This window comes from Stenotrophomonas sp. Br8 (assembly GCF_014763005.1).
GTDB lineage: Bacteria > Pseudomonadota > Gammaproteobacteria > Xanthomonadales > Xanthomonadaceae > Stenotrophomonas > Stenotrophomonas lactitubi.
The window spans coordinates 1-11,883 of sequence record NZ_JACGTN010000004.1; the positions used below are offsets into that span (position 1 = coordinate 1).

General features: G+C 66.6%; 11 protein-coding genes. 5 read left to right on the plus strand and 6 right to left on the minus strand.

Going from position 1 to position 11,883, the window contains the following annotated elements; genetic code table 11:
• Nucleotides 1-466: 466 nt before the first annotated feature.
• The 3 genes from H3005_RS03915 to hemH form a co-directional block, all read right to left on the minus strand.
• Nucleotides 467-2,563, minus strand: coding sequence for a methyl-accepting chemotaxis protein (locus tag H3005_RS03915; RefSeq protein WP_191077601.1), 2,097 nt, complete (start codon nucleotides 2,561-2,563; stop codon nucleotides 467-469).
• Between the two features lie 291 nt (nucleotides 2,564-2,854).
• Nucleotides 2,855-3,712: an alpha/beta hydrolase gene (locus H3005_RS03925; RefSeq protein WP_191077602.1), complete on the minus strand. Its 858-nt coding sequence runs from the start codon at nucleotides 3,710-3,712 to the stop codon at nucleotides 2,855-2,857.
• Nucleotides 3,709-4,671: a ferrochelatase gene (gene hemH / locus H3005_RS03930; RefSeq protein WP_191077724.1), complete on the minus strand. Its 963-nt coding sequence runs from the start codon at nucleotides 4,669-4,671 to the stop codon at nucleotides 3,709-3,711. Before hemH ends, H3005_RS03925 begins: the two co-directional genes overlap by 4 nt.
• Before the next feature lie 166 nt (nucleotides 4,672-4,837).
• Between hemH and H3005_RS03935 the strand changes: the two genes are divergently transcribed.
• From H3005_RS03935 to tatC, 4 genes are all read left to right on the plus strand, one after another.
• A complete protein-coding gene (locus H3005_RS03935) occupies nucleotides 4,838-5,728 on the plus strand; it encodes a YSC84-related protein (protein ID WP_191077603.1) in 891 nt (296 codons plus the stop codon).
• Between the two features lie 74 nt (nucleotides 5,729-5,802).
• Nucleotides 5,803-6,030: a Sec-independent protein translocase subunit TatA gene (gene tatA / locus H3005_RS03940; RefSeq protein ID WP_100461960.1), complete on the plus strand. Its 228-nt coding sequence runs from the start codon at nucleotides 5,803-5,805 to the stop codon at nucleotides 6,028-6,030.
• Between the two features lie 15 nt (nucleotides 6,031-6,045).
• Nucleotides 6,046-6,519 (plus strand): Sec-independent protein translocase protein TatB, encoded by a 474-nt coding sequence (tatB, locus tag H3005_RS03945; RefSeq protein ID WP_191077604.1) that lies wholly within the window; start codon nucleotides 6,046-6,048, stop codon nucleotides 6,517-6,519.
• Nucleotides 6,516-7,265 carry a twin-arginine translocase subunit TatC gene (gene tatC, locus H3005_RS03950; protein ID WP_099819942.1) on the plus strand — a complete coding sequence of 250 codons (750 nt, stop codon included), beginning with the start codon at nucleotides 6,516-6,518 and terminating at the stop codon, nucleotides 7,263-7,265. The genes tatB and tatC overlap by 4 nt, the downstream gene beginning before the upstream one ends.
• 74 nt (nucleotides 7,266-7,339) lie before the next feature.
• Here tatC and H3005_RS03955 read toward each other — a convergent pair whose 3' ends face one another.
• From H3005_RS03955 to H3005_RS03965, 3 genes are read right to left on the minus strand one after another with little or no spacing between them, the layout of a single operon-like run.
• Nucleotides 7,340-8,251: a BPSS1780 family membrane protein gene (locus H3005_RS03955; RefSeq protein WP_089237918.1), complete on the minus strand. Its 912-nt coding sequence runs from the start codon at nucleotides 8,249-8,251 to the stop codon at nucleotides 7,340-7,342.
• A 51-nt stretch (nucleotides 8,252-8,302) separates the two neighbouring features.
• Complete coding sequence (locus tag H3005_RS03960) at nucleotides 8,303-9,049, minus strand: glutamine amidotransferase (protein WP_100461962.1); 747 nt, start codon at nucleotides 9,047-9,049, stop codon at nucleotides 8,303-8,305.
• Nucleotides 9,021-10,856: a GspE/PulE family protein gene (locus H3005_RS03965; protein WP_100554038.1), complete on the minus strand. Its 1,836-nt coding sequence runs from the start codon at nucleotides 10,854-10,856 to the stop codon at nucleotides 9,021-9,023. The genes H3005_RS03960 and H3005_RS03965 overlap by 29 nt, the downstream gene beginning before the upstream one ends.
• An 83-nt stretch (nucleotides 10,857-10,939) precedes the next feature.
• On the opposite strand from H3005_RS03965, the gene glyQ reads away from it, so the two are divergent.
• On the plus strand, nucleotides 10,940-11,851 hold the full coding sequence (gene glyQ / locus H3005_RS03970; RefSeq protein WP_089237912.1) for a glycine--tRNA ligase subunit alpha: 912 nt from the start codon (nucleotides 10,940-10,942) through the stop codon (nucleotides 11,849-11,851).
• Nucleotides 11,852-11,883: the final 32 nt, after the last annotated feature.

Here is an 11,883-nt window from a genome sequence, read left to right on the forward strand (position 1 = left end):
GTGAAACGTAGCTGCGCCGATGGTAGTGTGGCCTAAGCCATGCGAGAGTAGGTCATCGCCAGGGTTTATACCCAAAAACCCCGCTGCTCACGCAGCGGGGTTTTTCTTTGTCCGTCGTAAACCACGGTAGTGCCGGCCGCTGGCCGGCAACCACGTGCAGGTGCTTGAGGTTCATGGGTTGCCGGCCAGCGGCCGGCACCACCGGGGGCCAGCATCACGCAGATGGTCGGCAGACGCGCATGAAAAAGCGGCGCCCAAGGGGCGCCGCTTTTTGTACAGCTCAACGGCAGGCGGACTTACTTCGCCGCAGCGGCCGGTGCCTCGGCCTTCATCATCGTGTGCTGGGCAGCCTTGAATGGACTGCCTTCGTACCCGTTGAGCCGACGAACGCTGCCGCGAACCGCGCCCAACAAAAAGGCGGCGCCCTGCGGGCGCCGCCTTCCATGGAGCATGGCGCAGGGTCGACTCAGTCGATCAACGCGGCCTCGCGCTGCCGGAACACCGATACCGCCTGGTTCAGTGCGCCTGCCTGCGACTGCAGTTCCCGTGCCGCTGCAGTCGCTTCTTCCACCAGGGCCGCATTCTGCTGCGTGGCCTGGTCCATCTGCACCACCGTCTGGTTGATCTGCTCGATACCGGAAGACTGCTCCTGCGACGCTGCCGAGATCTCGCGCATCAGGTGGCTTACGTTCTCCACGCCGCCGACGATGCCCTGCATGCGTTGTCCGGCATCGGCGACCAACTGGGCGCCCTCGCCGACCTGACGACCTGCCTCGTCGATGAGGACCTTGATCTCCTGGGCGGCTGCCGCCGATCGCTGCGCCAGCACACGGACTTCGCTGGCGACGACGGCGAACCCACGCCCCTGCTCGCCGGCGCGTGCCGCTTCGACCGCTGCGTTGAGCGCGAGGATGTTGGTCTGGAAGGCAATGCCGTCGATCACGCCGGTAATGTCGCCGATCCGCTTCGACGCGCCTTCGATGGCCTGCATGGTGTCGACCACCCGCTGCATGGCGTGGTTGCCATCACTTACTGCGCCCTGGGTGGAGGCGGCCAGCTCACTGGCCTGACGCGCATGCGCTGCATTCTGGCGCACGGTGGCGGTCAGCTCCTCCATCGAAGCGGCGGTTTCCTGCAGATGCGCAGCCTGTCGCTCGCTGCGCTCGGACAGTGCGCCGTTGCCGGCGGCGATTTCGCTGGCGGCCGTGCTGATGGTGGTGGCGCAGTGCTGGATGTGCCCGACCATGCGTGCCAGCTGGCTGGCAGTGGCGTTGGCATCGCGCTGGATGGCGGCGAACGCGCCGTGATACTCGCCCTGCATGCGGCGGTCGAGATCGCCGTTTGCCATCGCCGAGAGCATCTGCCGTACTTCGTCGACCGTGCTGCCCAGGGTGTCCAGCAACTGGTTGATGCCCCCTGTCAGGCCGTCGAGGAAGCTGGCGCCTTCGCTGGCCTGCAGGCGCTGTTCGAGATCACCGTGCGCGGCGGCATCGACAATCCCGGCAACGGCATTCTCCAGCGTCAGTTCATGGGTGCGGTCATGCCATTCCACCGCAAAGCCCAGGCGCTCGCCCTGTGCATCGAACACCGGGGTGACCACCTGCGCGAAATGCACCGGCCCGATCCGCACCTTGCCGTTGTGCGTCGCCTGCAGCCCGTTGAGGATGCCGCGGATCCGGTCAGGGTTGGCATGGAAACGATGGATGCTGCTGCCGACCAGCCGCTCTGCATCGAAATCGGGGAACGCCTGGCGCAGCGTGGCCTGCTGGTTGCGCAGCAGTGCCACCACCGAGCGGTTGACGTAGCGGATGACGTGATCGTTGTCGGCAATCATCATCGCCGTGCGCGAGGCATCCAGTGCCTGGCGGATCTGCGCGTTCTCGGCATGTGCTTCGGCCTCGCGGCCACGCTGCGCCTGCACGTGGCGTGCGGTATCGGCCAATGCATGGGCCAGTGAGCCGGGTGCGTAGTTGCGTGCATCGCTGTGTGCGCCGAGGTCGGCGCCCGTGGCGATGTCGCGTGCCAATGCGGCCAGGCGGTGCGGTCCGTGACCCAGCGCTTCGCTCTGTTGACGCAGGCGTGCGGCGGTCTGCCCCAGCACCAGCGTCAGCACTGCCAGGGCCGTGGCATTCAACAGTGGTGGCAGGACCGTCGCCCCATCAAGCAACGGCGCCAGCAACGCACTGACACCCACCGCGCCGGCCAGCCACAACGGCATGCGGTCACGCTGGATGAGCAGCACGCCCAGCAGCAGCGCGATGGGCAATGCGGCATTCAATCCGCTGATATGGCAGAGCAGGCTCAACTGCAGTGAAAGCACTACGGCCAGGCCGTTGCGCGCGAGCACATGGCCGGCGTGGCGCCAGCCCAGCCAGGCGGCTGGCAGCACCGCAGCGGCAACGGCGCTCGCGGCGGGCAGCGACGTACCGCGCATGGCCAGTACAAGGCCGATCGCTGCCAATATGACGCTGCCCAGCAGCAGGCGACGATCGCCTCGCTGTGCCAGCTGTTGCAGATAAGGGACACGGCCCTGGTCGGGCGGGCGGGAGGACGCAATGGACATCGGCAACTCCTGGATCAACGGACGGCAGCGGCCATACAACGCGCTGCGCGGACGAGCGCAACGACGGCAGGGTCGGGAAATTCGGGGAATGCGGCGCAGGCTGCGACGCGGAGGACAGACACCGTGACCACATCCTGTGGATGACGGTGCAGCAGACGGGACATGCGGTCTTCCTTGCAGAACCAGGAACGAGCCGCAGGCACAAAGGGCCTGCGTGCTGTGGGCGCAGGGGCCCACTACCGTTCTATCGGCCGCACTGGCGCAGAGTGAAGTGCGCGCAGCCGACGATGGTCAGCGTGCGTTGGCGTTTCCGCTCAGGAATGCATCGATGACCGCGGCAATCTGTGCCGGGTGTTCCATGTGCAGATGATGGTTGCCGGGGAATACCGCCAGGCGGCCATCACGCAGGTGCTGCAGGCGCTCACTGCGCATCGGCTCGGGATAGTACGACTGCGCAGGCGTGGCGTAGATCACCTGGGTCGGGCAGCTGATGGCCTGCAGCAGGTTGTCGATCTGGCCTTCGCTGAGACGGATCGCAGTGGGCAGCATCAGGCGCGGATCGCTGCACCAGCGATAGCCGCCTTCGACCGGCTCGACACCGCGTTCGACCAGCAGGCGCGCGCAGCCTTCGCTGAGCTGGTTGGTCATCATCCGCGCCCGGATTGGTGCGGCCAGATCGGGGAACACGCGCAGCTGCTTGCGCGCGAGGGCACGGGTGGCATCGACGTGTTCGCGCAGACGGCTGGCGGTGTCTTCTTCCGGTCCGCGCAGGCCGCCGAGCGCCTCGATGGCGACCAGGCGTTCGACGCGATCACTGACCGCCGCGGTGAGGCTGGCGATGCCGGCACCCATCGAATGGCCCATCAGGGTGAACCGGTCCCAGCCCAGCGCGTCGGCGACATCGAGTACATGGGTGATCGCCGCCGGCGTCGTGTACACCGCACCGGTGGGCAGATGTGCGCTGTGGCCATGTCCGGGCAGGTCGATCGCCACCAGATCCAGTTGTGGCAGATGCGGCGCCAGCGGTACGAAGCTGGCCGCATTGTCGAGCCAGCCGTGCAGGGCCAGCACGCGCGGTCCCTCGGCTGCACGGCGCAGGCCGGCAACGCGGACGCCTGCGACCTGCAGTTCAAACGGCTGCAGGGTCATGCCAGCGAGGCCACGGCCAGCCGAGCCAAGGCGCGGGCATGTTCCGGCTCGGCGTTGAGGCAGGGGATGTAACGCATCTGCGCGCCGCGCTCGGCCAGCGTTTCGGTGAAGCCCATGGCGACTTCTTCCAGTGTTTCCAGGCAGTCGGTGGCAAATCCGGGGCAGACCACATCGATCTGTTTCACGCCCGCTTCGGCCAGCTCCCACAGGCTGGGTTCCGCGTAGGGCTGCAGCCAGCGTTCGCGGCCGAAGCGCGACTGGTAACCCATCTGCCAGTCGTCCGCGCCCAGGCCGAGCGCCGCGGCGATCGCGCGTGCACTGGCCTCGCAGCGCTGCGGATAGGGATCGCCGGCATCGGCAAGGCGCTGCGGAATGCCATGGAAGGAGAACATCAGCTTCTGGCCGCGACCCTGCTGCTGCCAATAGCGCTGGATCGAGCCGGCGACGGCGGCAACCCAGTCGGGATCGATCGAATAGTCCTGCACCAGGCTGACCATGACCTGCGGGTTCCTGCTCTGCCACGCATCCACGCGGTCTTCGACCGAGGCGGTGGTGGTGGTCGAATACTGCGGATACAGCGGCAAGACCACGATGCGGCGCACGCCCTCGCTGGCCAGCCGATCCAGTTCGGTGGTCAGCGCCGGTTCGCCGTAGCGCATCGCGTGGCGCACGCGCAGCGTCGGCAGCAGCGTCTGCATCGCCTGCGCCAATTGGCGGGTGTGGACCATCAGCGGCGAGCCTTCCGGCAGCCACACCTGGGCGTACTTGGCGGCCGAACGGCCACTGCGCAGCGGCAGGATCAGGCCGCGCAGCAGGGGCTGCCACAGCAGTGCCGGTATCGCGACCACGCGCGGGTCGGACAGGAATTCGGCCAGGTAACGACGAACAGCGGAAGCCGTCGGCGTCTCGGGCGTGCCTAGGTTGACCGCCAGTACGGCGGTATCGGGTGCGTCGAGCATGGGCGGTATTGTCGCCGATTCCATCGTCACGTCGGCATGCAGGGTTCGCATCGGTGTCATTGATGAGCCCAATATGAGCAGGCAACGCTCATTGGGGATTCATCACAACACTACTAATTTCAGTCACTTGCTATATCTTCCTATGGACTGACTTCTGGAGCCTGCCATGCGTCGCCCGATCCAAGCCCTGCTGATCGCCGCCAGCCTGCTGTCCAGCCAGGCCATGGCCGGACCGCAGGAAGACCAGCGCGCCCGCAACGCGGTGCGTGTACTGGCTGAAATCCAGGGAATCCCTGAACAGGGTATTCCGGACAAATTGCTCGACGAAGGCCGCGCGGTCATCGTCATTCCCGACACGATCAAGGCCGGTCTGGTGATCGGCGGACGCCGTGGCCACGGCCTGATGTCGGTGCGCATGCCCAATGGTGCGTGGTCAAACCCGGTATTCATCAAGCTCACCGGCGGCAGCATCGGCTTCCAGGCCGGCGTGCAGTCCTCCGACGTTGTGCTGGTGTTCCGCAACGACCGCAGCCTGGACAACCTCGTCAACGGCAAGTTCACCCTCGGTGCCGATGCCGGCGTGGCCGCCGGTCCGGTGGGCCGTAATGCCGCCGCCGCCACCGATGGCCAGTTGAAGGCCGAAATCTGGTCGTGGTCGCGCGCCCGCGGCCTGTTCGCAGGCGTCGCCCTGGATGGTGCGATCCTGCAGATCGACGATGCCGCCAACCTCGACGCCTACGGCAGCAACACCACGCCGCGGATGATCTTCGAGGGCCGCGCTGCAGGCTCGCCGTCGATGGATGTGGTCGCCTTCCGTGATCGCCTGGAAGAGGCCACCTACGCGGCGCGCAACAACCGTAATGGTGGCCATGACGCACCACGTCCGTCCGCCGCTGCAGTGCCCGCCCCGGCGCCTGTTCAGGCAGCACCTGCGGCACCGGTTGAAGCGACTACGGCGCCGTTGCAGGCCGTGCCGCAGACCCCGCCGCCGGCCCAGCAGGGTTTCCAGCCGGTCAATGACGGTGAAATCCGCACTGAAACGCTGGGCAACAACTGACTTTCGTCACGCGCGCCGGCTTACAGCCGGTGCGCTATGCTCGGCAATCTGATCACTAACGTAACGAGCGACTTATGGGCAGTTTCAGCATCTGGCATTGGTTGGTCGTGCTCGTCATCGTCCTGCTGGTGTTCGGCACCAAGCGCCTGACCAGTGGTGCCAAGGATCTCGGCTCGGCGGTCAAGGAATTCAAGAAGGGCATGCACGACGAAGACAAGCCGAACGCACAGTTGGGCGACGAGTCGCGCAGCCAGGACGCCGCGCGCACCGCGCAGGACGAGCACGACCGCAACGCGCGTTGATCCGGAGCGGTTGCGGTGTTTGATATCGGCTTCAGCGAACTGCTGGTGATCGCGGTTGTCGCCTTGGTGGTGCTCGGACCTGAGCGCCTGCCCAAGGCGGCCCGCTTCGCCGGGCTGTGGGTGCGCCGCGCGCGTAATCAATGGGATTCGGTCAAGCAGGAACTGGAACGCGAACTGCAGGCCGAAGACATCAAGCGGCAGATGCAGGACGTGCGCCAGGGCATGCAGGACACCGAGAACCAGCTGCGTGCCAGCGGTGAAGCCGTGCGCCGCGAGGCCGAGCAGATGCAACAGCACAGCGACACGCTGGCGCAGCAGGTGCGTGCACCGGCACCGGCCGAACAGCCCCCCCATCTGGTGGAGGCGACCGAGCCGGTGGTGGCTTCGGCGGAAGGTGCTGCCAATGCGCCCACCACCGTCGAACCCGCAGGCGATGCCGTTGCTGATACCGCGGCCGAAGCACCTGCCCGCACGGAGCGCCCGTCATGAGCGAACACGACTTCGGCGAAAGTTCGCTGGTGGAACACCTGGTTGAACTGCGCGCGCGCCTGGTGCGTGCGTTGCTTGGCCTGGGCGTGGTTCTGCTGGGCCTGCTGCCGTTCACCCAGAAGCTCTACAACGCATTGGCCGAGCCGCTGATCTCGCAGTTGCCCAACGGGCAGACGATGATCGCGACCAACCCGGCCGGCGCCTTCTTCGCGCCGTTGAAGCTGACGTTCTTCGTGGCCCTGTTCGTGGCCGTGCCGTGGCTGCTGTACCAGCTGTGGGCCTTCGTCGCGCCTGGCCTGTATGCACGCGAGAAACGCCTGGCGATGCCGCTGCTGGTCTCGTCGGTGCTGCTGTTCTATACCGGCTGCGCCTTCGCCTATTTCCTGGTGCTGCCGGCGGTCTTCCACTTCCTCACCACCTTCAGCCCGGAAGTGATCGCGATCACTCCGGATGCGAACGCCTACCTGGACTTTGTGCTGGCGATCTTCTTCGCCTTCGGCGGCAGTTTCGAATTGCCGGTGGCGATGGTGATCCTGGTGCTGCTGGGCTGGATCACTCCGCAACAGTTCAAGGAAGGGCGCGGCTACGCGATCGTCGGCATCTTCGTGCTCGCTGCGATCTTGACTCCGCCGGATGTGGTGTCACAGCTGATGCTGGCGATCCCGATGTGCCTGCTGTACGAGCTGGGCATCCACGCCGCGCGCTGGCTGGTACCGTCTTCGGTGGTCAAGAAGCCTGCTGCCTGAAAAACAAAAGGGGACGGAGGGGATTAAGTCGTTTGTGCCACAAACGACTTAATCCCCTCCGTCCCCTTTTTCGATCAGGCGTGGAAGACGTCGTTGGCAGGCGGTGACTGCGGCACCGGCGGTGCGCCTCGGCTGCCGCGATGCACGAACATCTGCTTCCAGGCCGCATAGACCGCGCCGACATACAGCGGCATCAGCACCGTGGTGAACACCAGCTGCGCGATGAATGCCGCTGCCAGCGGGCCGCCGATCAGCATGCCCAGCTGGACCACGATCACGAACAGCACATAGACGCAGAACGCGGCGATCAGGCCGAGCACGGTGAACACGGCGGTGGCGCCGATGTTCTCGATGCAGCCCTGCAGGCTCAGGCGCAGCGCGTGCATGCCGCTCTGGCGGTCGAACACCACCAGTGCCGGCTGGGTGAACATCGCCAGGGTCAGCGCCACGGCGGTACAGAACACCAGCAGCATCCACAGCGCGATGCGCTGCGCCGGCAGGTTGGCGACCAGTTCGGCGGCGGTTTCCGGGCTGATCTGCTGCCCGCTGCGGCCGAGTTCCTGCATCTTGGTCATGGTGTCGCTGAAGGCGGTGAAGCCCTCGCGGCCGATCATCAGGTACAGCAGCGCACCGAGCAGCAGCACGGCCAGCACCTGGATCGCCAGCGGCACCAGCAGGTGGCTGACACGGCGGTCGCGGATCGGCTGCAGCAGATGGGTGGCCAGGCCGGGACGGCCCTGGTCGATCTCACCCATGGCGTACAGCATGCCGCCGAACATCACCGGTGAAATCACCAGCGTCATCATCTGCAGGGCAAGGCCGGCGGTGCCGGGCAGCATCGTCCCCAGCAGGGTGACCACCCAGTTCACCAGCAGCCAGGTCAGGCCGATCCGGGCCAGCTGCAGCGGCGCACGCCGATACAGCGAGAACGTATCCAGCAACCACTGGGCGCCCGCCGAGGCTGGCAGCTTGCGAATCTCTTTCATGGACATCCGGGGAGGGACAGGAGGGGCCGGGCGGTGTGCCCGTGCCGCCGATTATCCCTGTTTTGCCACCGGCTGGGCTGAAGACAGCCGGGCCTGGCGGACAAAGCGCCGCAACAGCTGGCGGGCCAGCGGGGCGGCGCTGACCGCGCGCTCGATGCTGCGCGCACAACCACCGTGTCGGCCGATGCAGTCGGCGCGTGCGCGCACGTAGCCACGCATGTGGTGGGTGGCAAATTCCGGATGGAACTGCACGCCCCAGGCCTGGCGGCCCCAGCGGAAGGCGTGGCAGCCATCCAGCGGCGAGCGTGCCAGCACGGCGGCGCCTTCGGGTACGCGCAGCACGGTCTGCAGATGGGTGGCATGGGCCGCGAAGTGGCTCGGCAGGCCCTGGAACAAGGGGTCCTGCGCGGCCTGCGGGTCGAGTGCCAGTTCAATCGTTCCCGATTCGCGCCCGGCGGGGTTGTAGGCCACTTCGCCGCCCAGCGCGTGGGCCAGCAGCTGGTGGCCGTAGCAGATGCCGAACACCGGCACGTCGTCGTGCGCGGTCTGCCGCAGCCAGGCGGCACTGCGTTCGCTCCATTCGGCATGGTCGGTGACGAAGGCGGCCGAGCCGGTCACCAGCACGCCGGCGAAGTCGCGCGGATCGGGCAGGTCGGCGCCATGCTCGACGTCGACCACGACGGTCTCGTGTTCTTCCAGGCCGGCGGCCACCCGGATCCAGTGCGGAAAGCGCCCGTAGCGGCGCAGTGACGGCACGGGGCGGCCGGTTTCAAGGATCAGGAAGGGCGCTGGATTCATCCGGGGGAGGCAGTACTGACAGGACTTCCTCGATTGTAGTCAGCCCCTGTGCCACCTTTTCAAGCCCGGCCTGGCGCAGGGTTCGCACTCCTTCAGCACGCGCGGCACGGTTGAAACCGGCCAGATCCATGTCCGCACGGATCAGCCCGCGCAGGCGCGAGCCCAATGGCAGCAACTCATACAGGCCGATGCGGCCGAGGAATCCGGTGCGCCGGCACTCCAGGCAACCGACCGGCCGACAGGGCGTGGCGGCATCTGGATATGCAGCTTCGCTATCAGCCAGTACCGCCCAATCGGCCCTGCCGAGGGTGTGCGGCTGCTTGCAGTGCGGGCACAGCGTGCGCACCAGGCGCTGGGCGAGGATGCCGTTGACGGTGGATGACAGCAGGTAATGCGGTACGCCCAGGTCGAGCAGGCGGGTGATGGCCGAGGGCGCATCGTTGGTGTGCAGGGTGGACAGCACCAGGTGGCCGGTCAGCGAGGCCTGCACCGCCATCTGCGCGGTTTCCAGGTCGCGGATCTCGCCGATCATGATGATGTCCGGGTCCTGCCGCAGCAGGGTGCGCACACCGCTGGCGAAGTCCAGATCGATGTTGGTCTGCACCTGCATCTGGTTGAATTCCGGCGCGATCATCTCGATCGGGTCTTCCACCGTGCACACGTTGACGTCGGGCGTGGCCAGCCGCTTCAGGGTGGAATACAGGGTGGTGGTCTTGCCCGAACCGGTCGGACCGGTGACCAGCACGATGCCGTGCGGGCGCTCGACCAGGGCGGTCCAGCCGGCCGCTTCCTGCGGGCTGAAGCCGAGCTGGTCGATGCTCTTGAAGGCCGCTTCCGGGTCGAAGATGCGCATCACGCACTTCTCGCCGAAGGCGGTCGGCATGGTCGACAGGCGCATTTCCACTTCCCGGCCGCCGGGCGAGCGGGTCTTGATGCGGCCATCCTGCGGGCGTCGGCGCTCGGCCAGGTCCATGCGTCCCAGCACCTTGATGCGGCTGACCACGGCGGTCATCACAGCCGGCGGCACTTCGAACACCTTGTGCAGCACGCCGTCGATGCGGAAGCGCATACGGCCCATGTCGCGGCGGGGCTCCAGGTGGATGTCCGACGCGCGCTGTTCGTAGGCGTACTGCAGCAGCCAGTCGACGATGTGCACGATGTGCTGGTCGTCGGCATTGACGTCGCCGGTACGGCCCAGTTCGACCAGCTGCTCGAAGCTGGGCAGGGTGGTGTTGGCCTCACCACGCACGTCGCCACGGGCACCGCGCACCGAGCGGGTGACGCCGAAGAATTCCATGGTGTAACGGTGCAGGTCGAGCGGATTGACCACCGCCAGCTCGATGCGCAGCCGGGTCAGGTGCTGCAGGTCGCGCAGCCATTCCTGTGCCAGCGGCTCGCTGGTGGCCACCAGCACGCGTTCGCCATCCACCGCCAGAGGCAGGAAGCGATGGCGGCGGGCATAGGCGTGCGAGGCCACGGCGGTGACCGAAGCGACGTCGACGCGGGTTGGATCGATGCGCAGGTAGCGGCTGCCGGTGCGCTGGGCCAGCCACTCGGTGAGGCGTTCCAGATTGAGGTCGCCGCCGTCGCTTGCGGCCAGCTTGAGGTTGGACAGCAGCACCAGCGGATGTACTTCACTGGCATTGCGGGCGCCCTGCGCGGAAAAACGGATGCGCTCGCGCTCGTGCGCAGCCACCACGCCATCGGCCAGCAGGGCCGCCGCAACCTGTTCGAACTGCAGGCGACCGGGCGGCAACGGCACCGCACCAGGCTCGCCGGGCGTGCCCATGGGCAGCCGATGTTCCATCCACCTGCTCCTTCCGGGTACGGAATGCCCCGCAGGTCGGCCGTTATACTAGCGCACCCCTTTGCCGGCCAAGACTCGTCCGCATGTCCGCGACCCCGACCGTTCCGATCACCTTCCAGGGCCTGATCCAGACCCTGAACCAGTTCTGGGCCCAGCAGGGCTGCGTGCTCATCCAGCCGCTCGACCTGGAGGTGGGCGCCGGTACGTTCCACCCGGCCACCTTCCTGCGTGCGATTGGTCCGGAAACCTGGAATGCGGCCTACGTGCAGCCCTCGCGGCGTCCGACCGATGGCCGTTACGGCGATAACCCGAACCGCCTGCAGCGCTACTACCAGTACCAGGTGGCGATGAAGCCGGCGCCGGACAACATCCAGCAGCTGTACCTGGATTCGCTGAAGGCGGTGGGCATCGATCCGCTGGTGCACGACCTGCGTTTCGTCGAGGACAACTGGGAATCGCCGACGCTGGGCGCCTGGGGCCTGGGCTGGGAAGTCTGGCTCAACGGCATGGAGGTGACCCAGTTCACCTACTTCCAGCAGGCTGGCGGCCTGGAGTGCCGGCCGGTGCTGGGCGAGATCACCTACGGTCTCGAGCGCCTGTGCATGTACCTGCAGAACTGCGACAACGTCTACGACCTGGTGTGGACCTACGGCCCGGACGGGCAGCCAGTGACCTACGGCGACGTCTACCACCAGAACGAGGTGGAGCAGAGCACCTACAACTTCGAATACGCCGACGTGGAAGAAATGTTCCACCGCTTCGATGCCTGCGAGCGTGAAGCGCAGAAGCTGGTGGAAGTGAACCTGCCGCTGCCGGCCTACGAGCAGGTGATGAAGGCCAGCCACACCTTCAACCTGCTGGATGCGCGCCGAGCGATCAGCGTGACCGAACGCCAGCGCTACATCCTGCGCGTGCGCGCGCTGGCGCAGGCGGTGGCCAAGGCCTACTACGAGCAGCGCGAGAAGCTGGGCTTCCCGGGCGCGAAGAAGGCCTGACGGCCCGTTCTCCCATCACGCGTTTCACCTAC

Bases quoted from the DNA above. Each gene is read 5' to 3' on its own strand.
- H3005_RS03915 (WP_191077601.1), bottom strand. From the start codon at position 2,563: ATGTCCATTGCGTCCTCCCGCCCGCCCGACCAGGGCCGTGTCCCTTAT.
- H3005_RS03925 (WP_191077602.1), bottom strand. From the start codon at position 3,712: ATGACCCTGCAGCCGTTTGAACTGCAGGTCGCAGGCGTCCGCGTTGCC.
- hemH (WP_191077724.1), bottom strand. From the start codon at position 4,671: ATGCTCGACGCACCCGATACCGCCGTACTGGCGGTCAACCTAGGCACG.
- H3005_RS03935 (WP_191077603.1), top strand. From the start codon at position 4,838: ATGCGTCGCCCGATCCAAGCCCTGCTGATCGCCGCCAGCCTGCTGTCC.
- tatA (WP_100461960.1), top strand. From the start codon at position 5,803: ATGGGCAGTTTCAGCATCTGGCATTGGTTGGTCGTGCTCGTCATCGTC.
- tatC (WP_099819942.1), top strand. From the start codon at position 6,516: ATGAGCGAACACGACTTCGGCGAAAGTTCGCTGGTGGAACACCTGGTT.
- H3005_RS03955 (WP_089237918.1), bottom strand. From the start codon at position 8,251: ATGAAAGAGATTCGCAAGCTGCCAGCCTCGGCGGGCGCCCAGTGGTTG.
- H3005_RS03960 (WP_100461962.1), bottom strand. From the start codon at position 9,049: ATGAATCCAGCGCCCTTCCTGATCCTTGAAACCGGCCGCCCCGTGCCG.
- H3005_RS03965 (WP_100554038.1), bottom strand. From the start codon at position 10,856: ATGGAACATCGGCTGCCCATGGGCACGCCCGGCGAGCCTGGTGCGGTG.
- glyQ (WP_089237912.1), top strand. From the start codon at position 10,940: ATGTCCGCGACCCCGACCGTTCCGATCACCTTCCAGGGCCTGATCCAG.